This window comes from Streptomyces sp. NPDC059582 (assembly GCF_042735715.1).
Taxonomy (GTDB): domain Bacteria; phylum Actinomycetota; class Actinomycetes; order Streptomycetales; family Streptomycetaceae; genus Streptomyces.
The window spans coordinates 394,349-418,904 of sequence record NZ_JBHWCC010000001.1 but is presented as its reverse complement, the minus strand read 5'-3'; the positions used below and the strand labels follow the sequence as shown (position 1 = coordinate 418,904).

The 24,556-nt window shown below is 73.1% G+C and carries 26 protein-coding genes; 15 read left to right on the top strand and 11 right to left on the bottom strand.

Annotated elements, in window-relative coordinates; all coding sequences use genetic code 11:
* Positions 1–118: 118 nt before the first annotated feature.
* The 3 genes from ACFV0T_RS01870 to ACFV0T_RS01860 all read right to left on the bottom strand — a co-directional run bounded on the left by ACFV0T_RS01870 (position 119) and on the right by ACFV0T_RS01860 (position 2,728).
* The gene (locus ACFV0T_RS01870) at positions 119–1,327 is read right to left on the bottom strand and encodes a PP2C family protein-serine/threonine phosphatase (RefSeq protein WP_385773324.1); all 1,209 of its coding nucleotides are present in this window, start codon (positions 1,325–1,327) and stop codon (positions 119–121) included.
* A 141-nt stretch (positions 1,328–1,468) separates the two neighbouring features.
* On the bottom strand, positions 1,469–1,648 hold the full coding sequence (locus ACFV0T_RS01865) for a hypothetical protein (RefSeq protein ID WP_385773322.1): 180 nt from the start codon (positions 1,646–1,648) through the stop codon (positions 1,469–1,471).
* A 204-nt stretch (positions 1,649–1,852) separates the two neighbouring features.
* Positions 1,853–2,728: an undecaprenyl-diphosphate phosphatase gene (locus tag ACFV0T_RS01860; protein ID WP_385773320.1), complete on the bottom strand. Its 876-nt coding sequence runs from the start codon at positions 2,726–2,728 to the stop codon at positions 1,853–1,855.
* 312 nt (positions 2,729–3,040) lie between these two features.
* Here ACFV0T_RS01860 and ACFV0T_RS01855 point away from each other — a divergent pair, with 312 nt between their 5' ends.
* The 4 genes from ACFV0T_RS01855 to ACFV0T_RS01840 are packed head-to-tail and all read left to right on the top strand — an operon-like array spanning position 3,041 to position 6,406.
* The gene (locus ACFV0T_RS01855; protein ID WP_385773318.1) at positions 3,041–4,240 is read left to right on the top strand and encodes a Gfo/Idh/MocA family protein; all 1,200 of its coding nucleotides are present in this window, start codon (positions 3,041–3,043) and stop codon (positions 4,238–4,240) included.
* Positions 4,237–5,166 (top strand): PmoA family protein, encoded by a 930-nt coding sequence (locus ACFV0T_RS01850; protein ID WP_385773316.1) that lies wholly within the window; start codon positions 4,237–4,239, stop codon positions 5,164–5,166. Before ACFV0T_RS01855 ends, ACFV0T_RS01850 begins: the two co-directional genes overlap by 4 nt.
* Positions 5,160–5,891: a cupin domain-containing protein gene (locus tag ACFV0T_RS01845; RefSeq protein WP_385773314.1), complete on the top strand. Its 732-nt coding sequence runs from the start codon at positions 5,160–5,162 to the stop codon at positions 5,889–5,891. The genes ACFV0T_RS01850 and ACFV0T_RS01845 overlap by 7 nt, the downstream gene beginning before the upstream one ends.
* Positions 5,888–6,406 carry a GNAT family N-acetyltransferase gene (locus ACFV0T_RS01840; protein ID WP_385773312.1) on the top strand — a complete coding sequence of 173 codons (519 nt, stop codon included), beginning with the start codon at positions 5,888–5,890 and terminating at the stop codon, positions 6,404–6,406. The genes ACFV0T_RS01845 and ACFV0T_RS01840 overlap by 4 nt, the downstream gene beginning before the upstream one ends.
* Before the next feature lie 277 nt (positions 6,407–6,683).
* On the opposite strand, the gene ACFV0T_RS01835 is transcribed toward ACFV0T_RS01840, so the two are convergent.
* Positions 6,684–7,205 (bottom strand): winged helix-turn-helix transcriptional regulator, encoded by a 522-nt coding sequence (locus ACFV0T_RS01835; protein ID WP_385773423.1) that lies wholly within the window; start codon positions 7,203–7,205, stop codon positions 6,684–6,686.
* A gap of 166 nt (positions 7,206–7,371) precedes the next feature.
* Between ACFV0T_RS01835 and ACFV0T_RS01830 the strand changes: the two genes are divergently transcribed.
* Entirely contained in the window at positions 7,372–8,541 is a 1,170-nt protein-coding gene (locus tag ACFV0T_RS01830) for a thiolase family protein (protein WP_385773310.1), read from the top strand.
* A gap of 7 nt (positions 8,542–8,548) precedes the next feature.
* On the opposite strand, the gene ACFV0T_RS01825 is transcribed toward ACFV0T_RS01830, so the two are convergent.
* Positions 8,549–9,322, bottom strand: a complete 774-nt coding sequence (locus tag ACFV0T_RS01825) for a TVP38/TMEM64 family protein (RefSeq protein WP_385773308.1) — start codon at positions 9,320–9,322, stop codon at positions 8,549–8,551.
* Between the two features lie 50 nt (positions 9,323–9,372).
* Here ACFV0T_RS01825 and ACFV0T_RS01820 point away from each other — a divergent pair, with 50 nt between their 5' ends.
* From ACFV0T_RS01820 to ACFV0T_RS01810, 3 genes are all read left to right on the top strand, one after another.
* Positions 9,373–10,095, top strand: coding sequence for a DNA alkylation repair protein (locus tag ACFV0T_RS01820; RefSeq protein WP_385773306.1), 723 nt, complete (start codon positions 9,373–9,375; stop codon positions 10,093–10,095).
* A gap of 306 nt (positions 10,096–10,401) precedes the next feature.
* On the top strand, positions 10,402–11,580 hold the full coding sequence (gene tuf, locus ACFV0T_RS01815; protein ID WP_385773304.1) for an elongation factor Tu: 1,179 nt from the start codon (positions 10,402–10,404) through the stop codon (positions 11,578–11,580).
* 109 nt (positions 11,581–11,689) lie between these two features.
* On the top strand, positions 11,690–12,535 hold the full coding sequence (locus ACFV0T_RS01810; RefSeq protein WP_385773302.1) for a spermidine synthase: 846 nt from the start codon (positions 11,690–11,692) through the stop codon (positions 12,533–12,535).
* Here the strand turns inward: ACFV0T_RS01810 and ACFV0T_RS01805 are convergent.
* Positions 12,497–13,807 (bottom strand): MFS transporter, encoded by a 1,311-nt coding sequence (locus ACFV0T_RS01805; protein ID WP_385773300.1) that lies wholly within the window; start codon positions 13,805–13,807, stop codon positions 12,497–12,499. The two genes, ACFV0T_RS01810 and ACFV0T_RS01805, sit on opposite strands and share 39 nt — an antisense overlap.
* 109 nt (positions 13,808–13,916) lie before the next feature.
* Positions 13,917–14,942 carry a hypothetical protein gene (locus ACFV0T_RS01800; protein ID WP_385773298.1) on the bottom strand — a complete coding sequence of 342 codons (1,026 nt, stop codon included), beginning with the start codon at positions 14,940–14,942 and terminating at the stop codon, positions 13,917–13,919.
* A 134-nt stretch (positions 14,943–15,076) separates the two neighbouring features.
* Between ACFV0T_RS01800 and ACFV0T_RS01795 the strand changes: the two genes are divergently transcribed.
* The gene (locus ACFV0T_RS01795; RefSeq protein WP_385773421.1) at positions 15,077–15,514 is read left to right on the top strand and encodes a DUF4442 domain-containing protein; all 438 of its coding nucleotides are present in this window, start codon (positions 15,077–15,079) and stop codon (positions 15,512–15,514) included.
* Between the two features lie 208 nt (positions 15,515–15,722).
* On the opposite strand, the gene ACFV0T_RS01790 is transcribed toward ACFV0T_RS01795, so the two are convergent.
* The gene (locus ACFV0T_RS01790; protein WP_385773296.1) at positions 15,723–15,938 is read right to left on the bottom strand and encodes a hypothetical protein; all 216 of its coding nucleotides are present in this window, start codon (positions 15,936–15,938) and stop codon (positions 15,723–15,725) included.
* Positions 15,939–16,260: 322 nt separating this feature from the next.
* Here ACFV0T_RS01790 and ACFV0T_RS01785 point away from each other — a divergent pair, with 322 nt between their 5' ends.
* Positions 16,261–18,195: a ricin-type beta-trefoil lectin domain protein gene (locus ACFV0T_RS01785; RefSeq protein WP_385773294.1), complete on the top strand. Its 1,935-nt coding sequence runs from the start codon at positions 16,261–16,263 to the stop codon at positions 18,193–18,195.
* A gap of 140 nt (positions 18,196–18,335) precedes the next feature.
* Positions 18,336–18,986, top strand: a complete 651-nt coding sequence (locus ACFV0T_RS01780; RefSeq protein ID WP_385773292.1) for a DedA family protein — start codon at positions 18,336–18,338, stop codon at positions 18,984–18,986.
* 198 nt (positions 18,987–19,184) lie between these two features.
* Here the strand turns inward: ACFV0T_RS01780 and ACFV0T_RS01775 are convergent, their stop codons facing one another.
* Complete coding sequence (locus ACFV0T_RS01775) at positions 19,185–19,739, bottom strand: gamma carbonic anhydrase family protein (protein ID WP_385773290.1); 555 nt, start codon at positions 19,737–19,739, stop codon at positions 19,185–19,187.
* A 109-nt stretch (positions 19,740–19,848) separates the two neighbouring features.
* Here ACFV0T_RS01775 and ACFV0T_RS01770 point away from each other — a divergent pair, with 109 nt between their 5' ends.
* Positions 19,849–20,607 (top strand): acyltransferase, encoded by a 759-nt coding sequence (locus ACFV0T_RS01770; RefSeq protein WP_385773288.1) that lies wholly within the window; start codon positions 19,849–19,851, stop codon positions 20,605–20,607.
* A 22-nt stretch (positions 20,608–20,629) separates the two neighbouring features.
* On the opposite strand, the gene ACFV0T_RS01765 is transcribed toward ACFV0T_RS01770, so the two are convergent.
* Entirely contained in the window at positions 20,630–21,487 is an 858-nt protein-coding gene (locus ACFV0T_RS01765) for an EamA family transporter (protein ID WP_385773286.1), read from the bottom strand.
* Positions 21,488–21,621: 134 nt separating this feature from the next.
* Here ACFV0T_RS01765 and ACFV0T_RS01760 point away from each other — a divergent pair, with 134 nt between their 5' ends.
* Together ACFV0T_RS01760 and ACFV0T_RS01755 are read left to right on the top strand one after the other, a co-directional pair.
* Entirely contained in the window at positions 21,622–22,194 is a 573-nt protein-coding gene (locus ACFV0T_RS01760) for a helix-turn-helix domain-containing protein (RefSeq protein WP_385773283.1), read from the top strand.
* Positions 22,195–22,237: 43 nt separating this feature from the next.
* Positions 22,238–22,795, top strand: a complete 558-nt coding sequence (locus tag ACFV0T_RS01755) for a YbaK/EbsC family protein (protein WP_385773281.1) — start codon at positions 22,238–22,240, stop codon at positions 22,793–22,795.
* A gap of 2 nt (positions 22,796–22,797) precedes the next feature.
* Here ACFV0T_RS01755 and ACFV0T_RS01750 read toward each other — a convergent pair whose 3' ends face one another.
* Positions 22,798–24,039, bottom strand: coding sequence for a cation diffusion facilitator family transporter (locus ACFV0T_RS01750; RefSeq protein ID WP_385773279.1), 1,242 nt, complete (start codon positions 24,037–24,039; stop codon positions 22,798–22,800).
* 93 nt (positions 24,040–24,132) lie between these two features.
* Here ACFV0T_RS01750 and ACFV0T_RS01745 point away from each other — a divergent pair, with 93 nt between their 5' ends.
* Positions 24,133–24,492, top strand: a complete 360-nt coding sequence (locus ACFV0T_RS01745) for an ArsR/SmtB family transcription factor (RefSeq protein WP_385773277.1) — start codon at positions 24,133–24,135, stop codon at positions 24,490–24,492.
* Positions 24,493–24,556: the final 64 nt, after the last annotated feature.

The following is a 24,556-nucleotide window of genomic DNA, read 5'->3' as shown; positions in this document are numbered from 1 at the left end:
GCGCGCGGGACGCCGTGGCGGCACACGGCCTGGGCCGAGGACGGGCCGGGAGCGGGAGGGGCTGGGGCGGGACGACCCGGGAACGGGAGGGTGCGGGAGGGCGACTGTCGTCCGGGGGTCAGTCGGACGGCTGCCGGGGTGGATCGCCCGCGTGTGCCCGGGGGTGGCCGTCGAGGTGGACGCCCAGGTGTGGCCGGTGGAGGTGGCGGGAGGCGGTCCGCTCGATCACCAGGATGACGGCGTCGTCGGCGGGGCTGCCTCCGACGTGGTCGAGCAGGTCGCGATGGATGTGGCGCAGCAGGGCCTCGGGACTGGCCGCGGGCAGGAAGGTCGCGACCCGCTCGACGAGCGGGTAGAAGACTCCGGCCGGTGAGCGGGCCTCGACGACACCGTCCGTGTAGAGGACCAGCATGTCGCCGGCCTCGACGGTGAACGGGTCGCTCGGGCGGGCCCGGGCCGGTTGGGGCAGTTCGCCCAGGCCCAGGGGCGGTACGGGGTGCCGGGCGGGCAGCGTGACGACCTCGTGGCCGCGCACGAGCAGGGGCGGGGGATGGCCGCAGTTGATCATCTCGGCCTGGGGTTCGTGGTCGGGGATGTCGAGCAGGAGCGCGGTGATGAAGTGCTCACCGAGGTCGTGCTCGGTGTCCACCACGTCCGCCAGATTCCGGTACACGCTCTCCTCCACGACACCGACGAGCTCGGGCAGGGTGGCGTACCGGTGAGCGCCCTCGCGGAACGCGCCCAGCACGAGCGAGGCCTCGGCGATGGCCGCCAGGCCCTTGCCCCGGACATCGCCGATGACCACGCGGGTGGCGGAACCGCCGGAGCGGGCGACCGCGAACAGATCGCCCCCGATCTGGGTCTCGTCCTCGGCGGACAGGTACAGCCAGGCCACGCGCAGCGGTCCGACCCGGCGTGGCGGGGGCCGCAGCAGTACGTGCTGTGCCGTCTCCGCCACGGACCGTGCCAGGCTCAGCGCGCGTTCCCGCCGCTCCTGGATGTGGCGCAGGAAGACCGTCAGGGCGGAGAGCAGGATCAGCGCGGTGATCTGCGCCATGTGGTTGGGGGTGTCCAGTCCGCCGTGGAACACCGCGATGAGCACCTGGGCCGCCACGGCCAGGAACCCGGCCAGGGCGGTCATGCGCGTCCCGGCCAGGGAGGCGGCGAGAGCGGGCGCGACGACCAGCAGGGGCCCCAGGTGGACATCGGTCGGGACCTGGAGGTCCACCACGGTGATCGTCACGATCAGTACGAACGGGATCGCCACCAGTCCGCGGCTCAGGGGTTGCTCCAGGAGGCGGTCGACCGATACGCGCCGTACACCCATATGTACATATTGCGCCATGGCCGGGGGACTCGCCGATCTTGATGCGGACGCCGCGCCGGGAGTGCGGCCGACCTCGGGCCGGGCGTGCGTGGGCCGAGGGGGCAGTGGGGCGGGGTTTCTGCCCCGGGAAGGCGTGGCGCCTCAGGCCGCTCTGACGACGCGGCCGCGAATCGCCGCGGCCCACTCGACCACCAGCAGCTCGTACTCCGCGCGCTCCTGGGCCGACAGGGAGCCGCCCGCGCGCAGCCACAGCGCCCGGATCTGCTCGTTCACCTCGGCAGCGGACCGCACGGAACCAGGGGTCGTTAATTGCGGGGACATGGAGGCAAGCCTAGGGGCAAGCACTGACACTGCGCTACCGGGTCGCTACTCAGACCGTATGCGGTTGGTCACGGATCCATGATCGTCCGATCGCTGGGGGGCGACCTGAAACGGACCCACCGTGAGCCCACGCGGCGGGTGTTGGGGAGAGGCGCGGTTCAACTGCTCTGTCCGAGCGGTCGGTTCGCCTCTCCCGGTGGCAGGTCAGCCCGCGGACTCCGCCGCGTGCGGGCTCAACGCGCCCGTCGCCACCAGGGCGATGATGACGATGCCGAGGGCGACGCGGTAGTAGACGAACGGCATGAAGCTCTTGGTGGAGATGAACTTCATGAACCATGCGATGACGGCGTAGCCGGACGCGAACGCGATCACCGTGGCGAACAGCGTCGGTCCCCAGGCCACGTGGTCGCTCTCCAGCGCGTCCTTGGTCTCGAAGATCCCGGACGCGAGGACCGCCGGGATGGCGAGAAGGAAGGAGTACCGGGCCGCCGACTCGCGCTTGTAGCCCATGAACAGGCCGCCGCTGATGGTGGCGCCGGAGCGGGAGACACCGGGGATGAGGGCGCAGGCCTGGCAGAGGCCGAAGATCAGGCCGTCCTTCACGCTGAGGTTCTCGAGCGCCTTGCGCTGCTTGGGCGCCCGGTGCCGGCCGCCCTGCTCGTCGCGGGCCGCGAGCCGGTCGGCGACGCCGATGACGATGCCGACGACGACCAGCATGGTCGCCGTGACCCGCAGGTCGCGGAACGGTCCCTCGATCTGGTCCTTGAGCGTCAGGCCGAGCACGCCGATCGGGATCGAGCCGACGATCACGAGCCAGCCCATCTTGGCGTCGTGGTCGCTGCGCATCGCCTTGTCGAACAGCGAGCGGAACCACGCGGAGACGATCCGCCCGATGTCCTTGCGGAAGTAGATCAGTACGGCGGTCTCCGTGCCGATCTGCGTGATGGCCGTGAACGCGGCCCCCGGGTCCTTCCATCCCGAGAAGGCCGCCGTCAGTCGCAGGTGCGCGCTGGACGACACGGGAAGGAACTCGGTCAGCCCCTGGACGAGTCCGAGGATGAGTGATTCAAACCAAGACATGAAGTGAGGGAGTCCAAGTGCCGAGTGTGGAAGGGGCGAGGGGCCGCCGGGTCCGCCGTGCGGTGACACGGACACGCGTTCCGTCGCGCGCGTTGATCACGTGCGCCGTGAGGCAGCGTAGCGTCCCCCGATGACAGGTCCGCCACAGGGGTTTCGAACACGGTCGGCGCGCGGGGGCTCCCGGGTGTTGACCGGCCGCGGTGCCGCCGCATACGTTTCCACGAAGGGAAAGCGCTTACTGTGAGCTGTGCCTGCCGCGCTTGCCGGGTCTGCCGTTCTGTTCGCCGCTCCGGAGGAGTGCTGATCACGTCCATGTCCACACCCGCCGCCCGCCCCGGGACGTCCCAGGCCCGCCCCGCTCCGCTCACCGGCCGCCGCGTCCGCGCCGCCGTCGTCGGCGCCGGCGCCATCGCGCGCGGCTCCCATCTGCCCGCGCTGGCCCGCCTCGCCGAGGAGGGCGAGACGGAGGTGGTCGCCGCGGTCGACATAGACGCCGGTGCCGTGCGGGAGTTCTGCGCGGCGGGCGGGATCCCGCACGCCTACACCGACCTGGAGCGGATGCTGCGGGAGCAGCGGCCCGACCTGGTCACCGTCTGCACCCCGCCTGCTTTGCACCGTGCGCAGACGGTGACGGCGCTGCGTGCCGGCGCCTGGGTGTGGTGCGAGAAGCCGCCGGTGCCGACGCTCGCCGACTTCGACGCCGTGACAGCGGAGGAGGGCGCCGAGGGCGGCCCGTACGCCTCCATCGTCTTCCAGCACCGCTTCGGCTCCGGCTCCCGCCATGTCCGCGGGCTGCTCGCCGAGCGGGCCATGGGCCGGCCGCTCGTGGCGCACTGCCAGACCACCTGGTACCGCGACCGCGCCTACTACGCCGTGCCCTGGCGGGGCCGTTGGCGGACCGAGGGCGGCGGCCCCGCGATGGGGCACGGGATCCACCAGATGGATCTGCTGCTCGATCTGCTCGGGCCGTGGGCCGAGGTGCGCGCAATGGCCGGTCGGCTGGTGCACGACGTGGAGACGGAGGACGTCTCGACCGCCCTGGTCCGGTTCGAGAACGGGGCCATGGCGACGATCGTCAACAGCGTCCTCAGCCCGGACGAGGTGAGCCGCATCCGGGTCGACTGCGAGCGCGCCACCGTCGAACTCACCCACCTCTACGGGCACGGCAACGCCGACTGGCGCATCACCCCGGCCCCGCACGTGCCGGCCGACGAGGCGGCGGTCTGGCGGGACTTCGGCGCGGACGTGCCCAGTTCGCACCTGGAGCAGCTGCGCGAACTGGTGGCCAGCATGCGCGCCGGGCAACGGCCGCGCAGCAGCGGCGAGGAGGGGCGCGCCGCCCTGGAACTGATCAGCGCGCTGTACAAGTCGGCGTTCACCGACGTCACGGTGCGGCGCGGCGAGATCCGACCCGGTGACCCCTTCTACCCGGCCCTGCACGGCGGTGTGCCCGGCTGGGCGCCCGAGAGCGCTGCCGCCGGGTCCCACGCGAACGAGGAGGTACCCGCATGACGAACGGACTGCGCGTCGTCCACGCGTACGGCGACCGCGTCATGGTGACCGAACCCACCACCGGCGTCGAACTGCTGGCCTACGTCTACCGGCCGGAGGCGGCCTGGGAAGCGCCGAAGCCGTACATCCACCCCCTGCGTACCCTGGCCGGCGACATCGTCACCGACTACCGTCCCCACGACCACCGCTGGCACAAGGGGTTGTCGCTCACCGCCTCCCATCTGTCGGGGGCGAACCTGTGGGGCGGCAACACCTACGTCCACGGCGAGGGATATCTCCGACTCCCCGAGCGCGTCGGCTCGATGGCCCATGTCGCCTTCGACGAGGTCGCCTCCGAAGGCGACCGCGCCGTCATCGCCGAACGGCTCACCTGGCACCCCCACGGCGGGGAGCTGTGGGCCGAGGAACGGCGTCGGGTCGAGATCCACGACGTCGACCCGGCCGCCGGTTCCTGGGCGCTGACCTGGACGACCGCCGTGACGAACCGGCGCGACGAGCCGTTGCGGTTCGGCAGCCCGACCACCGCGGGGCGCGAACTGGCCGGATACACCGGCCTGTTCTGGCGTGGCCCGCGCGCCTTCCGCGAGGGTCGCGTCATCGGACCCGACGGCGAAGGCCAGGAGCTCATGGGCAGCCAGTCGCCCTGGCTCGCGCTGTGCGGTGAACACGACGGCGCGGACGGCCACGCCACGCTCGTCTTCGCGCACGCCCCGGAGAACGACCACTCCGGTTCCGGGGGCACCCACCCCGCGCACTGGTTCGTCCGCAACGACCCCTTCGCCGCCGTCGCCCCGTCCTGGGCCTTCCACGACGAGCTCGAACTCGCCCCCGGCGACACGCTCACCCGGCGCTACCGGGTCGTGGTCGCCGACGGGGCGTGGGCGCGGGAGGAGATCGCCAAGTACCTGGAGGCGCACCCGTGGTGAGTCCGGCGGAGTTCGCCGGACTGCCGGGCGGGATCGGACTGTCGCGGCTGTCGGTGTACGACTGGCCGGCGGCCGACGGTCACTGCGGCGGAACCCCCCATATGCACCTGGCCTGTTCGGAGGCGTACGTCGTCACCGGCGGGCGTGGCGCCGTGCAGACACTCACCGCGTCCGGGTACGCGGTCACGCCGCTGGCGCCGGGCACGGTCGCCTGGTTCACGCCCGGCACGATCCACCGCCTGGTCAACGAGGGCGATCTGCGCATCACCGTTCTGATGCAGAACGGCGGGCTGCCGGAGGCGGGCGACGCGGTGCTCACCCTGCCGCCGCCGTACCTGGCCGACCCGGGGACGTACGCCGCCGCGACGGCGATCCCGGACGACGCGCCCGACGCGGAGCGGGAGCGGATCGCCCGTGCCCGCCGCGATCTCGCCCTGGAGGGCTACCGGGCGCTGCGCGCCGCTGAAGGTCCCGAGGCGCTGGCCGCCTTCCACCGGGCCGCCGGCGCGCTGGTGCGCCCCCGGATCGCCGAGTGGCGTGAGCGCTGGCGGCGCGGCGCCCAGGCGGCCGCGGCGGCGACGGGGGAACAGCTCGACCGCCTCGAACGGGGTGAGTTCTCCCACCTCGGCGGGGCCGTCGTACGATCCGAACAGGCTTCGGGGCAGGGGAGGTTCGGGATGTGCGGGCGGCTCGACGTGTACGAGAGCCGGCAGGAGGGCGCGTGAACGGTCCGGCGGCCGGTGCGGTCCGCGAGCGGACGGGCGACGACCTGGCGCAGTGCGTGCGGATCCTGGCCGAGGTCCATCGGCGTGACGGCTATCCCGTGGACTGGCCCGACCGGCCCGAGGCGTGGCTGTCCCCGGCCGCCTCACTGGGGGCCTGGGTGGCCGAACTCGACGGCCGTACCGCCGGCCATGTCGGCCTGTCGCGCGGCGGCCAGGGCGATCTCGCCCCCGGGTTGTGGTGTGAACGCGCCGGTACGGACGCGGAGTCGGCCGCCGTCGTCGGGCGGCTGTTCGTCGCGCCGTGGGCGCGGGGGCACGGCATCGGCGCGCTGCTGATCGACCGGGCCGTACGGGAGGCCCGCGGGCACGGCCTGCACCCGGTGCTGGACGTCGTGGCCTCCGACACCGCCGCGGCAGCGCTCTACGAGCGGCTGGGCTGGCAGCGCATGGCGACGGTGGAGCAACTGTGGGGGCCGGGCCGCACGGTGGCCGTCCACTGCTACGCCGGACCCTGAGCGCCGGCCACACGACTCCGGGTGGTCCGCCCGTCATGCCGGGTCCTGGGCGTCGGCCACGTGGCGTTGATGTGGGCCGCCTGTCGCGTCGGGTGGTCCTGGGCGTCGGCCACGCGGCTCCTGCGTGGTCGGCCTGTCATGCCGGGCCCTGAGCGTCTGCCGCCCGGCTCCGGCATAGTCCGGCGCGGTACCCGCGCCCCCGGGGGCAGCGGGGGCGCGGCGCGACCGGCCACGGTCGGCTCGCAGGTGGGGTTCCTCGCCGGGCCCGGCGCAGCGCTCAGGCCGCCGTCGGTCCCGAGACCGTCCAGTCCGGGGCCTGGGGGTGGGCCGTGAGGTCCTCGTGGCGTAACTCGTCGCCGCCGGCGGCGCAGGTCACGCCCGCGACCAGTTCGTCGCCGCGGAGGTGCTCGATCATCAAGGGCCGGTCGTCGTCCGCGCGAGGATGGCGGTCGCCCCACGCCATGAGGGTCATCAGGACCCCTTTCGGCTCGGTACCGGCGTGGGCCGGCCGGTGATCGAAGCGCTGTGGATGCTCGCGGTAGGCCCGCCTCGTCTGGATCCCGGCGTCGACGAGCCGCCGCGGTCGGGAGGCCGGCAGGTCGCGCGGGGCGTCGATGTCGCGTACCAGCCGGTCGGAGCGGCCGTTGCCCAGGAGTACCTCCCGCGGGACGAGAAGGGAGTACTTCTCGCCCACGAGCAGCGCCACGCGTCGGCGACCGAGCAGGGGAGCGGCGTCGGCGACCGAGCAGGGGAGCGGCGTCGGCGACCGAGCAGGGGAGCGGCGTCGGCGACCGAGCAGGGGAGCGGCGTCGGCGACCGAGGGGGGGAGCGGGTCCGGACGGCGGCCGTGCAGCCGATTCCAGAGTGAGCTTTGATTTTCAAACTAACCGCGTTATGGTGAATCCGGATTCCCTACTCACCAGTAATCGCCCTGGTGGCCCCCAGCGGCCAAGGAGGCCCGCACCATGCGTGACGCAGTCATCGTCGAAGCCGTACGTACCCCGATCGGCAAGGGCAAGCCGAACGGCGCCCTCGCGGACGTTCACCCGGTCGAGCTCCTCGCCCACACTTTGCGCACCCTCGTCGAGCGCTCCGGAGTCGACCCGGCGCTCATCGACGACGTCATCGGCGGCACCGTCGACCAGGTCGGCGAGCAGGCCATGAACACCACCCGCTACGCGGTCCTGTCGGCCGGCTTCCCGGAGACGGTCCCGGCGACCACCGTCGACCGCCAGTGCGGCTCGTCCCAGCAGGCCGTGCACTTCGCCGCGCAGGGCGTCATGTCGGGTGCCTACGACCTCGTCGTCGCCTGCGGCGTGGAGTCGATGAGCCGGGTGCCGATGTGGTCGAACGTGCCCCCCGGCAAGGACCCCTTCGGCCCCGGCGTCGCCGAGCGCTACCCGGAGGGACTCGTCCCGCAGGGCGTCAGCGCGGAACTCATCGCCGCCAAGTGGTCCCTCACCCGCGACCGGATGGACGACTTCGCCGTCTCCTCGCACCACAAGGCGGCCGCCGCCTGGGACACGGGCCTCTTCGACGCCGAGGTCACGCCGCTGCACGGCGTCTCGCGCGACGAGTGCGTACGGCCCGGCAGCACCCCCGAGATCCTCGCCGGCCTCAAGTCCGCCTACTACGACCCCGGTTTCGCCGAACGCTTCCCGCAGATCGAGTGGAACATCACCGCGGGCAACGCCAGTCCCGTCAACGACGGCGCCTCGGCCGTGCTCATCACCTCCAGCGAGACCGCGGCCCGCCTGGGCCTGCGCCCGCTGGCCCGGCTGCACAGCTTCGCCGTCACGGGCTCCGACCCGCTGCTGATGCTCACCGGCGTCATCCCGGCGACCGAGAAGGTGCTGCGCAAGGCCTCTCTCACCGTCGACGACATCGACCTGTTCGAGGTCAACGAGGCGTTCTCCAGCGTGGTCCTGGCCTGGCGGCAGGAGACCGGCGCCGACCTCGACAAGGTCAACGTGCACGGCGGCGCGATCGCGCTCGGCCATCCGCTCGGCGCGAGCGGCACGCGCCTGACCACGACCCTGGTCCACGCGATGCGCGAGCGCGGAGCCCGCTACGCGCTCCAGACGATGTGCGAGGCGGGCGGCCTCGCCAACGCCATGATCCTGGAAGCCGTGTGACGTGACGTCAGTTCGGGCGCAGGTGGTGGCGCTTGCACCATGCCACCACCGCGCCCGCCAGCGCCGGTACGGTGATGGCGGCCATCGCGATGAGGAACGCGGGCGAGGTCGGCGATGAGGCCCGAGCGCCCGCGACGACGTACGCGGCGGTGTTCGGGACCGACCCGAGCGCAGTCGCGAGCAGGAAGGGCAGCCAGCCCATGCGGGAGACGGCGGCACAGTAGTTCGCCGCCCAGAACGGCACCCCGGGGAACAGGCGGGCCGCCATCATCGAGCGGAAGCCGTGCCGGCTGAGCTGCCCGTCCGCCGCCTTCAGCCAGCGGCCCCGCAGCAGCGGCCGCAGCGCGTCCTGCCCGAGCAGGCGGCCCATACCGAAGGCCAGCGCGGCGCCGAGTACGGTGCCCGCCAGCGCCGAAGCGGTCCCGAGCCCCGAGCCGAACAGCGCGCCCGCCGCCAGGTTCAGCAACGGCCGCGGCACGAACGCCACCGTGCACAGGCCGTACGCCACGACGAACACGACGGCCGCCGTGGGACCTCCCGCCTGCGGCGGCCAGCCGTGCGCGAGCAGCTTCTGCGGTTCGAACAGCAGCACGCAGCACGCCGCCGCCGCGAGCAGGGCGACGAGCAGCGCGAACCGGGACCAGGGCGAGAGCAGCGCTCTCGCGCAGCGCGCGGCGAAGCCGACGGGTGTGGGCAGCGGCACGGCGACGGCGAGCTCCGTGGCGGCGGCCAGGGGAGAGGCCGTTGCGGTGCCCCCAGAGCGGGTGGTGGCATCGAGCATGCCCGTGACAGTAACCGACTTGGGTGTCTGATCGCCGTATGGTTCGTCCCATGACCGTCACAGGTGCGGGCCCGGCGCACGTGCCGGACAGCGTTCTCGCCGACCTCGTGCTCGAACGGCTGACCGTCGCCTACCCGGCCGCGGCGGACCCGGAGAGGGCCGCCGTCATGCGCGCGTACATGAAGGACGTGGCCCCCTTCCTCGGCCTGTCCTCGCCCGAGCGGCGTGCGTTGTCCCGCACGGTCCTGGAGGGCACGTCCCGTCCCGACGAGGCCGATTGCACGGCGATCGCGCTGCGCTGCTGGCGGCTGCCGGAGCGCGAGTACCAGTACTTCGCCGTCGACTACCTGCGCCGCCACTCCGCTCGCTGCTCCGCCGGCCTGCTGCCGGTGGCCCGCCATCTGATCACCACGGTCCCCTGGTGGGACACGGTCGACGCGCTCGCCGCGCATGTCGTCGGCGCCCTGGTCGAGGCCGACCCCCGGCTCACGGCGGACATGGACGCCTGGATCACGGACGACGACCTGTGGGTCGCCCGTACGGCCCTGCTGCACCAACTGCGCTTCAAGGAGCGCACCGACACCGACCGTCTCTTCGCCTACTGCCTGCGCCAGTCCGGGCACACCGACTTCTTCGTCCGCAAGGCCATCGGCTGGTGCCTGCGCGAGTACGCCAAGACCGACCCCGAGGCCGTCCGCGGCTTCCTCGCCCGCGAACGCGGCCGGTTCGCGCCGCTCTCGGTCCGCGAGGCGCTGAAGAACATCGGGACCTGAGGGGCGATCCGGGGCCCGAACCCGGGCGCCGGGAAAACCATTCGACGGGACGTCACGCGTCGGCGATGATCGGCGTCATGTTCCGGTACGCCTTCCTCCTCGCAGCATCCGCGGTCGCGGATGTCCCGAAGGCTGCCGTTCCCGTGGTCCTCGCGACAGCCGACGGCGCCCGAAGCTGACCCTCTCCGGAAATTCCGGCGGACCCCGCAGGGGGAGGGTCGGCCAGTTCCTCGGGGTCCCCGTCCCGGCCGCGCTCTGAGCGCCGGGACCCTCACTCGGCTCACTGAGAGACTTCGAGGTACCGCCATGCCCAAAACGGCGTACGTGCGCACCAAACCGCATCTGAACATCGGCACCATGGGCCACGTCGACCACGGAAAGACCACCCTGACCGCCGCCATCACCAAGGTCCTCGCCGACCGCGGGGCCGACGGCTCCACCCGATACGTACCGTTCGAGCGCATCGACCGGGCGCCGGAGGAGGCCGCGCGTGGCATCACCATCAACATCGCGCACGTCGAGTACGAGACCGACACCCGGCACTACGCGCACGTGGACATGCCGGGCCATGCCGACTACGTCAAGAACATGGTCACCGGGGCCGCGCAGCTCGACGGGGCGATCCTCGTCGTCTCCGCGCTCGACGGGATCATGCCGCAGACCGCCGAGCACGTGCTGCTCGCCCGCCAGGTGGGCGTCGACCACGTGGTCGTCGCGCTGAACAAGGCCGACGCGGCCGACGAGGAACTCGCCGACCTCGTCGAGCTGGAGGTCCGCGAACTGCTCACCGCGCACGGCTACGGCGGCGACGCCGCCCCCGTCGTGCGTGTCTCCGGGTTGAAGGCCCTGGCCGGCGACCCGCGCTGGACGGCGTCGATCGACGCGCTGCTCGACGCGGTGGACACCTACGTGCCCATGCCGGAGCGGTACGTGGACGCGCCGTTCCTGCTGCCGGTGGAGAACGTGCTCACCATCACCGGCCGGGGCACCGTCGTCACGGGTGCCGTCGAGCGCGGCACGGTCCGCGTCGGCGACCGCGTCGAGGTACTCGGCGCCGGGGTCGACACCGTCGTCACCGGTGTGGAGACCTTCGGCAGGCCCATGACGGAGGCCCAGGCCGGCGACAACGTCGCGCTGCTGCTGCGCGGGGTGGCCCGGGACGCGGTCCGTCGCGGGCACGTCGTCGCGGCACCCGGCAGCGTCGCGCCCCGACGGCGCTTCACGGCGCAGGTCTACGTGCTGTCGGGGCGCGAGGGCGGCCGCACCACCGCGGTCTCGACCGGGTACCGGCCGCAGTTCTACATCCGCACCGCGGACGTGGTCGGCGACGTCGACCTCGGCGACGCGGCCCTCGCCCGGCCCGGTGACACCGTCACCATGACGGTCGAGCTGGGCCGCGAGGTACCGCTGGAGCCGGGGCTCGGCTTCGCGATCCGGGAGGGCGGCCGGACCGTCGGCGCCGGGACGGTGACCGCCGTCGAGTGAGGCGGCGCGCCACCCGGGCGCGGGGACCGCGGGAACGGCCACGGCCGCTCTCGTGGTCCCCGCGCTCCCCGCGCTCATTCCGGGAGCCGCACGCAGGCACAATGGGACGGTGAACGAGCCCATACCCGTCAGCCGAGCCGTCGATCACGGGTTCGCCAAGCTGATGCCCGACGTCGACCGGGAGCGGGCCTGGCTGCTGACCGTCGACGGGGCACCGCAGTCGTACGTCGACCTGGACGAGCCGACGCACCTGGAGTTCGAGTACGCCCGCAGGCTCGGACACGTCCTGGACACCGTCTTCGAGCCGGGACGCGCGCTGGACGCGCTGCACCTCGGCGGGGGCGCGTTCACCCTGCCCCGGTACCTGGCCGCGACCCGGCCCGGCTCCCGGCAGGACGTCGTCGAGGCCGACCAGGGCCTGCTGAAACTGGTCGTGGAGCACCTGCCGCTCCCGGCCGACGCGGACATCGCGCTGCACGCGGCCGACGCCCGCGGCTGGCTGGAGGCCGCCCCCGGCGACTCGGCGGACGTCCTCGTCGCCGACGTCTTCGGCGGCTCGCGCGTCCCCGCCCATCTGACGTCCGTCGGCTACGCGCGCGAGACCGGGCGGGTCCTGCGCGAGGACGGCGTCTATCTGGCCAACCTCGCCGACGCCGCGCCCTTCGCCTTCCTCCGTTCCCAACTGGCCACCTTCGCCACCGTGTTCCCGGAACTCGCGCTGATCGCCGAACCGGGCGTGCTGCGTGGCCGCCGGTTCGGCAACGCGGTCCTGGTCGCCGCCCGCCGCCCGCTCGACACCGCCGCCCTGACCCGCCTAGCCGCCGCGGACGCCTTCCCGGCGCGGGTCGAACACGGCGCCGCGCTAGGGGACTTCACGGGCGACGCGCGTCCGGTGCGGGACGAGGACGCCGTAGCGTCACCCGAGCCCCCCGACGGAGCGTTCGGCATCGGCTGAGCCGTTCTCGGCCTCCGGCTCGCCCCCGGACACCCGCTTGGTCCGTCGCCGCAGATCGCGTACGTCCGGTACGCACAGCACCGCCGCGGTGACCACCACGACCAGCGCGGAGCACCCCCACAGCGCGTTGGTCCGCCCGAACGTCCCCTCCGCGGGCCCCGCCAGCGCCATCGCCGGCGGCATCAGCGCGACCGAGCCGAACCAGTCGTAGGCAGAGACCCGCGACAGCTTGTGCTCCGGGATCTCCTGGTGGAGCGCGGTCATCCAGGAGACGCCGAACACCTCGAGCGTCACGCCGGTCACGAGCATCACGGTGCACAGTGCCCAGACCGGCACCGGCACGGCCAGCGCGGCGGACGGCAGGGCCAGCGGGAACACGCACAGGGTGCCCGCCAGGAGCAGACGGCGCGGCTTCCAGCGGGTCATCAGCAGCGCGCCCACGACCGTGCCCGCGCCGAAGAAGCCCAGCGCCAGGCCCCAGGGGCCCGGCCCGCCCAGATGGTCCCGGGCGACGAGGGGGCCGTAGACCGCGTCGGCGGCGCCGACGACCGCGTTGGCGATGGAGAACTGCACGACGATGCCCCAGAGCCACGGTCGGCCGATGAACTCCTGCCAGCCCTCGCGGAGATCGGCCAGCAGTCCGCCGCCGGGAGCGCGCGGCGGGATGTGGCTGACGTCGAGGAAGGCGCGCAGCGCTCCGGCGACCGCGAACGCCGCCGCGTCCGCGGCGAGCACCCAGCCCGGCCCGGCCACGGCGACCAGCGCGCCGCCCAGGGCCGCGCCGCCCAGCGCCGCGCCCTGCATCGCCATCCGGAACATCGCGAAGGCGCGGCCCGCCTGCTCGCCCTCGACGGAGGACAGCAGCATGCCCTCGGCGGCCGGGCTGAAGAACGCCTGGCCGGTGCCGCCGAGCGCGGTCAGCAGCATCATCTGCCACAGCTGCGGCTCGCCGGCCAGGACGAGCGCGGCGAAGGCCGCCTGGGAGAGGCAGTTGAGGGCGTTGGCCGCGACCATCACCCGGTGGCGGGGGAGCCGGTCCGCCACCGCGCCGCCGACCAGCAGGAACAGCACGAGCGGCAGGGTGCGCGCGGCGGCCACCAGGCCCACGTCGCCGCCGTCGCCGCCGGCGTCCAGCACGGCGAACGCGGCGGCGATCAGCGCGCCCTGGCTGCCGAGGTTCGTGACGAACGCGGAGGCGGTCAGCAGGCTGTAGTTGCGGTCCGCCCAGGCGGGTCTGCGCGGGCGGCGGCGGGAGGTGGCGGTCGGGGTCACCGACCGACTATCCCCGCAGGCGCCCCGGGCCGCCAAACCGATGCCGTTATCCGCCTCTTCGGCGCAGGTCGGGCGTGATGCGCCGTTTGTCGCCTTCTGTCCGGCCCGGTCAGCCCCTCGTCGGCTCCCCGTGCAGCCGTACCGTGCTCAGGATCTTCATGACGGTCGCCTTCGGGACCTCCTTGTCGACGCCCTTGGCGCCGTAGAGGTTCCAGGAGACGAAGTCGTCGGCGGAGTTCTTGAAGCCGAACGTGATCGCCTTGCCGTCGCTCGCGCACTTGCCCTTGCGGGGCGTCCGCGTGGACTGCGCCCAGGCGTAGCTGCCCTGGACGCCCGAGGCGGTCGTGTAGGGCGTGGCCTTCTTGTCGAAGGTGATCGACTTCTTGTCCGGCTGGGTGTAGCCGCCGTAGACCCACCAGGCCGGGGTGTTGACCGCGACCTCGTCGGAACTCTTGGCGCCGCTGGCGCCCTTCGTGCCCACCACGGCCAGCGGGGTGTCGTCGGTCCGGCCGTCCTTGTCGTCGTCGGACGTGCACCACTTCGACTGGTACTCGGCCGCGCCGGACATCGTGATGATCGGCTTGCCGTCGTCCGACTTGGTCTCCTCGAAACCGAGGCTGAGGCCGGGGGACTGGACCTCCCAGTCCGCCGGTACGTCGAAGGCGATGCCCCACTTGGGGTTCACGACGACCTTCCACCCGGCGACCGTCGGCTTCTCGGTCTCGTTGCCGCGCGGGTTGTCGTCCGTGCCGGACGCGGTGGCGGCGGTGTCGCTCGGCTGCGCGGACGCGGACCGGCTCGGCTTCTTGTCCTTGCCGTACACCTCGACGTCGTCCTTGTCGCCGCTCAGGACCAGGTATCCGGTGACACCGGCCGTCACCACCACGGCCGTCGCGGCCAGGATCGCGACCAGTTTGGTCCGGTTGCCGCCGCCACCGCCACCGCCGGGCTGCGGCTCAGGGGCGCCGACGGCTGCGGGTGTGCCCCACTGCGGTTGCTGCCCATAGGGATTGGGCTGCTGGTAGCCGGGCTCCTGGTACGGATTCGGCTGCTGGTATCCCGGCTGCTGGTACGGGTTGTTCTGCCCCTGCGGGTTCTGCTCGCCCCCGGGCGGCTGCTGTTGTCCTGGCCACATGCCGAGCAACCCTAGTGCCGCTTGGGACACGAATGGGTCACCGCCCTTTGTCAGGGACGTACCGAAGACAGAGCCCGGGACCTGGCCAGCGAAGACTACTCGTGGGTAACATGCTGGTCATGAGCGCAGACCAGATGTCGATCGGCGAACTGCTCGCCGCCACGGTGCCCATGGTGCGAACCCTGAACCTGGAGTACCTGGAGACCACCCCGGAGAAGGCCGTCCTGGCCCTCCCGGACCAGAGCGAGTACCGCAACCACGTGGGCGGGCCGCACGCCGGAGCGATGTTCACCCTCGGTGAGTCCGCCAGCGGCGCCATCGTCCTGGCCGCCTTCGGCGACCAGCTCTCCCGCGCCGTGCCGCTGCCGGTCAACGCCGAGATCGCCTTCAAGAAGATCGCGCTCGGCCCGGTCACGGCCACCGCCACGCTCGGCCGCCCCGTCGCCGAGGTCGTCGCCGAACTCGACGCGGGCCGGCGCCCGGAGTTCCCCGTCTCCGTCGCCATCCGGCGCGAGGACGGCGCCGTCACCACGGAGATGACGGTCGTCTGGACCCTGCGTCCCAACAGCTGAACCGACGACGGTACGGAAGAGGGTCCCGGCGCGGGGTGTCGTCCCCGGCCGGGACCCCTGTCGTCGCCGGGAGTGAACGGCTGCGGACGGGGGCAGCCTCGGTGGGGCCGCCGTCGGCCGGGATGCGGGCGAGCTCGACGGCCGCGTCGCCCCGGCCGGGCGGCGACGCGGGCGCGCCCGGCGGTCGGGCGCGTGCCCGTCCGGTCCGTCAGGCGGCGACGCCTGGTGGGTCGCCGGGGCGTTCCCGGCGCGTGTCCGGCGAGGGCCGCCGGTCCTCGGTCGCGGCGTCCTCGACCCTGGCGTCCGCGGTTCCTGCGTACTCGACCCTCGAGCCCGCGAGGCCCCCGACGAACTCGGCGTCGCGCACGGCGCCGAGTCGCACCATCATGCGGACGTGCTGCGGCAGGGGGATGAGAGCGCCCATGGCGGAACGTGCCCGGACGGCCTCGGGTCGGCCGGAAAGTTGGAGATTCTGTGCGCCATAACGCTTTCCACGCACACAAGTTGGGTTCCGGCTGCGATCCGATATCGAATGCGGGTGCGGATACTCGCGGTAACTCATTTCGATTGCACCGTTTCTGACTTTCACTCACTCGAACTTCTTGTTCGCTGTCAGCCGTCTGTGCGAGGGTGAGCCTCCCCGCGGGACAGTAATGGTCAGGCCATAGGTACGCACCAATCAGCACCTGATTTCCGATGGACGTCCATGTGGCCTGCCGTCCCGCGGCTCGGAAGGAAATGGTTCCGTGCAATCCCCCAACCCCCCACGCCCGCCCTACCCGCCACGCCCCGGAGCGGCGCCCGGGGAATCGGACCGGGACCTCGTCGCGCAGCTCGGCACCCCCGAGGCCGGTGATCGCGCCGTCGCCCTGCTGCTCGTGCGGCACTGGCGGGCCACCTACGACTACGCGGGGGTCTGTCTGGCCGCGTCGGACGGTTCCGCCCAGCTCGTGGCGACCGCGGCGGTCCACCGGGTACTCGCCCGGCTGACGGCCGGACAGGTCGGCGGTGCCCTGCGCCCGCAGTTGCTCGTGGCCGTACGGGACACCGTGCGGGAGTGGGCGGGCCAGGACGGGATTTCCGCGGTTCTGCCGGAACTGCGCAAAACCACCGGAGGTCGCGGACTGCGCGTCGCGCGGCCCGTCACCCCGGAAAGGCGGCAGCTGGCCGAGCGCGCATTCCAGGCCCTTCCGGGGGCCTCTCAATGTCTGTTGTGGCACACGGAGGTCGAAGCCGAACCCCTATCCGTACCGGCTGGTCTGTCGGGCGTGGACCGGGCCACCGCGGCGACCGCGCTGCAACACGCGCGGGAACAATTCCGTACGGGCTGCGTACGTGCCCACCGCGAACTCGCGCCCACCCGGGAATGCCGCTTCCACAACCGTCTCCTCGACGTCTCCATGCGCCGCGGCGGAACTCTGTTGCCCGATGTGCGGCGCCACCTGACGCAGTGCCGGTACTGCCGTCACGCCGCCGAACAGCTCAGTCATTTCGACGGCGGCCTGGACGTCCTGCTCGCCGAGACCGTGCTAGGCTGGGGCGCCCGCCGCTATCTCGACTCGCGCCCGGGGCGGGGCGCCGCACCGTGGGAGTCGGGGTTCCTGCGGGTGCCCGGCCGGCCCGGCGGACGGCACCGCCACGCGTCGGGGTCCCGCCTCGACCCGCCCCGCAGACCTTCCCGGGCCGTACTCGTGGGGGCCGGACTGACCTCGCTCGCCCTGCTCGCGACCGTGCTCGTCACCAAGGGCTGGTCCGACGACCGGGGTGTCCCCGGACCGGACACCACCTGGGGAGCGCCCGGCGTCGGCATCGTGCGCCCGGGCCCCGAGGGACAGCCCTCGTCCGACGGAACCCCGCCGACGGCCTCGGCCTCCTCGGCCGGGTACGCCGAGACCGTCGCCCACGGCAGGCTGCGCAGCCCCGCCGCCGGACTCTGCCTCGACGCCCACGCCGGCCTGGCCGAGGCTGGAGCGCCGGCCGGGCTGGCGGTGTGCTCCGCCGCCGGCTCCCAGCAGTGGGCGTACCAGGGCGACGGACTGCTGCGCAGCGCGGCCGACCCCGCCCGCTGCCTCGGCGCCGATCCCGACCGGCACACCGTCACGCTGGTCGGCTGTGTCGCGCAGGCCGGGGAGGTGACGTCGACGTACGACCTCACCATCCACGGCGAACTGCTGTTGCGCCGGGGCGAGGGTCTGGTCGTGGCGCCGGGATCAGGGGCCGCGCGTGACGACGTCGTGGTCGCGGCCCGCGACGGGAGCGACGCACAGCGATGGCTGTTCGACCCGGGGACGGGCCAGGCCCCGGAACGCGATCCGCGCGACACCCGTACGGGCGGGCCCCGGGCCACCCGGCCCGGCCCCACGGCCCCCGGCAGCGGCGCGCCGCACGGGACGCCGGGCGCCCCGCCACGGTCCCTGAAGCCGGAACCGGAGCCGGAGCCGCGGTACGACAAGCAGTTCGTGCGGGTGGGCTGCTGCGACGAGGGTGAGCCCGCCGCGAAGGCGTCGCCCGTCGTCGGCCTCGGCTCCCTCGCCGGTGACCTGTCCCGCGCCGTGTCGGCGACGGTCGTCACGGCGGCCGGCCCCGGAACCGTGCTCGCCCGGCTCGGTGGCCGGGGCGGCCCGGACCGCCAGGACAGCCCGAGCCTCCCCGGGACGGTGCTCGCGCCTCGGACCGGATGATCGGGCAGGGGCCTGCGCGGCGAACGCCGATGCGATCGCTGCCACGCCGACACGTCCGGGTGACCCGGTACGCTTCCTGGCGTGCGCCCTGTCCCGGCGCGCGCCGGGAACACAGGGGCTCAGAACGGGAGGAAGCCGCGGTGCACGTCCAGGAATGGCTCGACACGGTGCCCGCGGGTGCCGTCTACGCCGTGGTGGCTCTGGTCATCGGTCTGGAGAGCCTGGGCATTCCGTTGCCGGGCGAGATCATCCTGGTGTCGGCGGCCCTGCTGTCCTCGCAGCACTCGGGCGTCAACCCCGTCGTGCTCGGCGCGTGTGCCAGCGTCGGAGCCGTGATCGGCGACTCCATCGGCTACGCCATCGGCCGCAAGGGCGGACGGCCCCTGCTGGCCTGGCTCGGCAGGAAGTTCCCCAGGCACTTCGGCGAGGGGCACATCGCCACCGCCGAGCGCTCCTTCGAGAAGTGGGGCATGTGGGCCGTGTTCTTCGGCCGCTTCGTCGCCCTGCTGCGCATCTTCGCCGGCCCGCTCGCGGGTGTGCTGCGGATGCCGTACTGGAAATTCCTCATCGCCAACGTGCTCGGCGGCATCGTCTGGGCGGGCGGCACGACCGCCGTCATCTACTACGTCGGTCTCGTCGCCGAGGACTGGCTGAAGCGGTTCTCGTATCTGGGGCTGGTGCTGGCCGCGCTCATCGGCGTCACCTCGATGCTGGTGCTCAAGCGCAGGGCGAAGAAGGCGACGGCGCAGAAGGAGGCGGCCGAGCGGGAAACCGTCCCGGCCACCGACTGAGGCCAGGGCCGGAGCCGGGGCCCGTCCGGCGATCGACTCGAAGGAAAGCCGCGCGGGAGAACCCCGCGGAAACGCCTCACACGAAGGCTTCGCGGGAAACGGCGGTGGCCGTTCCGCCCGATCCATCCGGTCCACTCCGCTCCGCCTGAGTCTCCAGGCCGGCGCGGATCGGCCCCGGGAACCGGGCGGCCGCCGGGCTCAGCCCTCGTCGACCTCGTGTGCCTCGACCTCGTGCACCTCGCGGTGTGCCTTGGCCAGTTCCGCGTACATCGTGCCGTTCAGGGTGACGCCCTGGCGTTCCTCCTCCGTCAGCTCCCGCCGGACCTTCGCGGGCACGCCCGCGACCAGGGAACCCGGCGGCACCTGCATGCCCTGCGGCACCAGGGCCTGGGCCGCGACCAGGGAACCGGCGCCGATCACCGCGCCGTTGAGCACCGTGGCGCCCATGCCGACCAGGCAGTCGTCGCCGACCGTCGCCCCGTGCACGACGGCGTTGTGCCCGATGGACACGCGCTCGCCCACGGTCACGGGAAAGCCGGGGTCGGCGTGCAGGGTGCAGTTGTCCTGGACGTTGCTGCTCGCCCCCACCGAGATCCGCTCGACGTCGCCGCGCAGCACCGCCCCGTACCAGACGCTCGCTCCCGCCTCCAGCGTCACGTCGCCGATCACCGTCGAGGTGGGGGCCACGAAGGCCGCCGGGTCCACCTTCGGTTCTCTGCCGCCGATGCCCGTGATCAGCGCGCTGTGCGTCATCACCGTCTCCTCGTGTCCGGGGTACTCCGGCACCGTACGCCACCCGGTGGGGTGAAGATCACAGGGCTCCGGGCGGATGGGCGGACCCTGTGCCGACTACGGTGAGCGGGTGCCGAAGCGCAAGAACACGTTCTCATCCTGGTGGCGCCGCCTCGCGCAGCGGGCCGTCCACGCGGGCTGGGCCTGGGTGCAGCGCACGGGTTCCGTCAGCGCGGAGCACCCCGGGCGCTTCCGCTTCGGCTCGATGGGACCGGCGACCCGACTCGCCTTCCCGCTCGGCACCGTCTTCGGCGAGGCCTGGATCCATCTCGGCTCCCACTGCATCGTCGGCGAGCAGGTCACCCTCACCGCCGGCCTGATGCCCGACCTCGACCTGGGCCCGGACCCGATCCTGCGCATCGGCGACGGGGTCGTGCTCGGCCGCGGCAGCCATGTCATCGCCGACACGACGGTCACCATCGGCAGCGACTGCTACTTCGGGCCGTACGTCTACGTCACCTCCACCAACCACTCCTACGACGACCCGCACGAGCCCATCGGCAAGCAGTGGCCGCGGATGGAGCCGGTGGAGATCGGGCCCGGCTGCTGGATCGGCACCGGGGCGGTGATCCTGCCGGGCGCGCGGATCGGCCGGAACGTCGTGGTGGCCGCCGGCGCGGTCGTGCGTGGTGTCGTGCCCGACCACGCGGTCGTGGCCGGGGCGCCCGCCCGGGTCGTACGGCGCTGGACGCCCGCCGAGGGCTGGCAGCCGCCCCTGCGCACCCCGGCGCCGGTGCCGATCCCGGACGGCGTCACCTCCGAGCAACTGGTCGCACTGTCGGGCCTCGACGAGGAGACGGTGGCGAGACTGGCCCGACTGGAGCCGTGAGGCTCGTCGAGCCGGACCAGGGTCAGCCGGTCGCCAGCAGGAGTGTGCCGACCAGGGCCAGACCCGCGCCCGCCGCCTGGATGGTCCGCAGCCGTTCGCTGAGGAAACCGCGCGCCGCCAGCGCGGTCACCACGGGGTAGAGCGAGGCGAGCACGGCGGCTACCGTGACCGGGCCGTGCTGGGCGGCGACCGAGTACGTGCCGTTGGCCGCCACATCGGCGAGGCCCACGAAGGCGAGCGCCGGGAGTGAGGCCCAGGGGAAGCCGCCCGTCGGCAGGGCCGGCGTGCCCCGGCGCACGGCGGCGTACAACGCGGCGCCGCCCACCGCCACGTTCGTCAGGCGCTGCACGAAGAGCGCCAGGAAGAGACCGGTGACCGTGGTCGACGCCTCGGCGATCAGCGCGAAGACCGTGCCGAAGCCGAGCGCGGCGATCAGCGCGAGCAGGAGCGCCCGACGCTGCACGGCCGCGCCCCGCACCTGCGGGCCCCCGGCGAGCACGACGCCCGTGACGGCGACCGCGATCCCCGCGACCTGGATCAGCCCGGGACGTTCGCCGAGGAAGAGGCCCACGCCGACGGGGACGGCGACGCTCAGGGTGGCCAGCGGGGAGACGACCCCCATCGGGCCCAGGGCGAGCGCCTGGTAGAAGGAGAGCAGCGCGACCGGGCCCACCAGTCCGGCGGCGCACGCGAACCACAGCCGCGGTCCGGCCTCGCTCCAGCCGCCGGTGGCGACCACGATCGTGCCGAGCACGACCGCGGCGATCCCCTGGGAGACCACGACCACCGTCAGGGCCGGGACGCGCCGTGTCAGCACCCCGCCGCCGAAGTCGGCCAGGCCCCACAGCAGGCTGGTGGCCAGGGCGAAGAATGCGGTCACGGGGACGCCTCGCAGTACAGTTCGGTGAACACTCTGGTGCACCCCACAGTAGTGCAACGGAATGAACTATGTCATCTAGAATATTGAACTCCGGATGTTCCAGACATCCGGCTACTCCGGATATTGGACGGAATGTGTCGGACCTCGATCTGCTGACCCAGTCCCTGGCGCGCAACGTCAAGCGCTGGCGCACCGAGCGCGGCTTCACCCTGGACGCGCTCGCCGCGCGGGCCGGCGTCAGCCGCGGCATGCTCATCCAGATCGAGCAGGCCCGCACCAACCCCAGCATCGGCACGATCGTCAAGATCGGCGACGCCCTCGGCATCAGCATCACCACGCTGCTCGACTACGAACAGGGCCCGACGGTCCGTATCGTCCCCGCGGAGCAGGCCGTACGGCTGTGGCACACGGACGCGGGCAGCTACAACCGCCTCCTCGCGGGCACCGAGGCCCCCGGCCCGCTGGAGATGTGGGACTGGCGGCTGATGCCCGGCGACGACAGCGTCTCCGAACCCCACCCCACGGGCACGGTCGAACTCGTCCACGTCACGGCGGGCGAACTGACCCTCACCGTGGACGGTGTGGCGTACCGCGTCCCGGCGGGCGCGAGCGCGTCCTTCGAGGCCGACACCCCGCACACGTACGGCAACCAGGGCGATGTCCCGATGGAGATGGTGATGGCGGTCTCCGTGCCGCCCGTACGCTGAGATGCCTCGGGGGCGGCCGCCGGACGGCTGTTACCGTGCGGCCATGCGCGCACCCATCGGAGACTTCGACCACGCCACACCCGCCCCGGACTGCCTCGACGAGCTCACGAGCCCGGTCGCCGACGCCCTGCGCCGCTGGACCGGCAGCGTCCCCGCCGGGGAGATCCTCTACGTCGAGACCGACCCGCGCTGGGCCGACACCGCCGTCTTCGTGGAGCACTACGGCCGGGACCTGCTGGAACGGTCCGCGAACTGCGTGGTCGTCGCCGGCAAGCGCGGCGGCGAGGCCACGCTGGCCGCGTGCGTGGCCCTGTCCACCACCCGCGTCGACGTCAACGGCGCCGTGCGCCGTCAACTCGGCGCCCGCAAGGCCTCGTTCGCGCCCATGGACATGGCGACGGGGGAGAGCGGCATGGAGTACGGCGGGATCACCCCCATCGGGCTGCCCGGCGCGTGGCCGGTGTTGGTGGACTCGGCCGTGGTCGACCTGCCGTACGTCCTGGTCGGCAGCGGACGGCGGCGCGGCAAGCTGCTGGTGCCGGGAAAGGCTTTCGCCGAACTGCCGGGCGCCGTCGTGCTGGAGGGGCTGGGCGTGGCCTGAGGTCACCGGGGCGTGTGGTGGGCCAGCGCCAGATGCGGGTCCGCCTCGCCCGGAACCGCCGCCGGATCCGCGTGCACGAGGGCCGCGGTGAGCCGTGGGACGGCGTGCAGCAGCGCGTGCTCGGCGTCGACGGCGATCGCGTGGGCCCGCCGTACCGTCGCCTCCCCGTCCACCACGACCGCCACCTCGGCGCGCAGCCGGTGCCCGATCCAGCGCAGCCGCAGCTCGCCCACCTCGCGTACCCCCTCGACGTCCGCCAACGCCCGCTCGGCCCGGTCCACCAGCGCCGGGTCCACCGCGTCCAGCACCCGCCGGAACACCTCGCGCGCCGCGTCCCGCAGTACCAGCACGATCGCGGCCGTGATCGCCAACCCGACGACCGGGTCGGCCTGTTCCCAGCCCAGGGCCGAGCCGCCGGCACCCACGAGCACCGCCAGCGAGGTGAACCCGTCGGTACGGGCATGGAGTCCGTCCGCGACCAGAGCGGCCGAGCCGATCGAGCGGCCGACGCGGATCCGGTAGCGGGCCACCCACTCGTTGCCGGCGAACCCGACGAGGGCGGCCACCGCGACCGCCGGGACGTGGTCGACGGGCCGGGGGGACAGCAGCCGCTCGACCGCCGTCCAGCCGGCGAAGGCCGCGGACGCGGCGATCGTCAGCACGATCGCCAGTCCGGCCAGATCCTCGGCGCGGCCGTAGCCGTAGGTGAAGCGGCGCGTCGCGGCGCGCCGGCCGAGCACGAAGGCGATGCCCAGCGGTACGGCGGTCAGCGCGTCCGCCGCGTTGTGCACCGTGTCGCCGAGCAACGCCACCGACCCGGACACGGCCACCACGACCGCCTGCCCCAGTGCCGTCGCCCCGAGCACCGCCAGCGAGACCCACAGCGCGCGCATACCGCGGGCCGAGGACTCCAGCGCCGGGTCGACCTTGGCGGCGGTCTCGTGGGAGTGCGGGGTGAGGAGATGGCCGAGTCGGTGGCGCAGGCCGGGGGCGGGACGGGGGTGCGGGTGTCCGTGGTGGTGCCCGGACTCACGGTCATGCCTCCGCTCGTGCCCGTACTCGTGGCCGTGGCCGTGGCGGTGCTCGTGCCGTTGCTCGTGCCCGGACTCGGCGCCGTGCCCGTGCTCGGGCTCGTGACCCTGCTCGTGTCCGTGTCCGTGTCCGTGTCCGGGTCCGTGCTCGTGTCCGTTCTCGGGCTCGCCGTCCTGCTCGTGTCCGTGATCGTGACGGTGTCGGTCGCTCACGGGGATCCCCTTCCGGTGCGCGGGAGCGGAGGTGCGTCGCTGCGCAGGCGCGCGGGAGTGGACGCGCGCCGTCCACAGAGCCATTATGTGCGTATGAGCGCACGCATGCACCTGTCACCTGCGCATCATGCGCACCCGCGCACTCCGGGCGAGGAGCAGTTCGCGCTCGCCGCCGAACTCCTCGCCCTGCTCGGCGACCGCACCCGCCTCACGTTGCTGCACGCGCTGTCGGCGGGGGAGGCCGACGTCTCCACCCTCACGGAGGCGTGCGGCGCGGCCCGGCCGGCCGTGAGCCAGCATCTGGCGCGGCTGCGCCTGGCCGGTCTGGTGAGCACCCGCAAGGAGGGCCGCCGGGTGATCTACGCACTGCGCGACGGCCATCTGCGCCGCCTGGTGGACGAGGCGCTGAGCGTGGCCGACCACCGGCTCGGCGACCGGCCCGTGCACGACTGACCGACGGCCCTTCACGTCCGTCGGCGGGCAGCGGTGCCCAGGCACCGCTCCGCGTCCGTGGCGG

What these genes read in the sequence shown, in the direction of transcription:
- ACFV0T_RS01870 (WP_385773324.1), bottom strand. Translation starts at nt 1,327, where the DNA reads ATGGGTGTACGGCGCGTATCGGTCGACCGCCTCCTGGAGCAACCCCTG.
- ACFV0T_RS01865 (WP_385773322.1), bottom strand. Translation starts at nt 1,648, where the DNA reads ATGTCCCCGCAATTAACGACCCCTGGTTCCGTGCGGTCCGCTGCCGAG.
- ACFV0T_RS01860 (WP_385773320.1), bottom strand. Translation starts at nt 2,728, where the DNA reads ATGTCTTGGTTTGAATCACTCATCCTCGGACTCGTCCAGGGGCTGACC.
- ACFV0T_RS01855 (WP_385773318.1), top strand. Translation starts at nt 3,041, where the DNA reads ATGTCCACACCCGCCGCCCGCCCCGGGACGTCCCAGGCCCGCCCCGCT.
- ACFV0T_RS01850 (WP_385773316.1), top strand. Translation starts at nt 4,237, where the DNA reads ATGACGAACGGACTGCGCGTCGTCCACGCGTACGGCGACCGCGTCATG.
- ACFV0T_RS01830 (WP_385773310.1), top strand. Translation starts at nt 7,372, where the DNA reads ATGCGTGACGCAGTCATCGTCGAAGCCGTACGTACCCCGATCGGCAAG.
- ACFV0T_RS01825 (WP_385773308.1), bottom strand. Translation starts at nt 9,322, where the DNA reads ATGCTCGATGCCACCACCCGCTCTGGGGGCACCGCAACGGCCTCTCCC.
- ACFV0T_RS01820 (WP_385773306.1), top strand. Translation starts at nt 9,373, where the DNA reads ATGACCGTCACAGGTGCGGGCCCGGCGCACGTGCCGGACAGCGTTCTC.
- tuf (WP_385773304.1), top strand. Translation starts at nt 10,402, where the DNA reads ATGCCCAAAACGGCGTACGTGCGCACCAAACCGCATCTGAACATCGGC.
- ACFV0T_RS01800 (WP_385773298.1), bottom strand. Translation starts at nt 14,942, where the DNA reads ATGTGGCCAGGACAACAGCAGCCGCCCGGGGGCGAGCAGAACCCGCAG.
- ACFV0T_RS01795 (WP_385773421.1), top strand. Translation starts at nt 15,077, where the DNA reads ATGTCGATCGGCGAACTGCTCGCCGCCACGGTGCCCATGGTGCGAACC.
- ACFV0T_RS01790 (WP_385773296.1), bottom strand. Translation starts at nt 15,938, where the DNA reads ATGGGCGCTCTCATCCCCCTGCCGCAGCACGTCCGCATGATGGTGCGA.
- ACFV0T_RS01775 (WP_385773290.1), bottom strand. Translation starts at nt 19,739, where the DNA reads ATGACGCACAGCGCGCTGATCACGGGCATCGGCGGCAGAGAACCGAAG.
- ACFV0T_RS01755 (WP_385773281.1), top strand. Translation starts at nt 22,238, where the DNA reads ATGCGCGCACCCATCGGAGACTTCGACCACGCCACACCCGCCCCGGAC.
- ACFV0T_RS01745 (WP_385773277.1), top strand. Translation starts at nt 24,133, where the DNA reads ATGAGCGCACGCATGCACCTGTCACCTGCGCATCATGCGCACCCGCGC.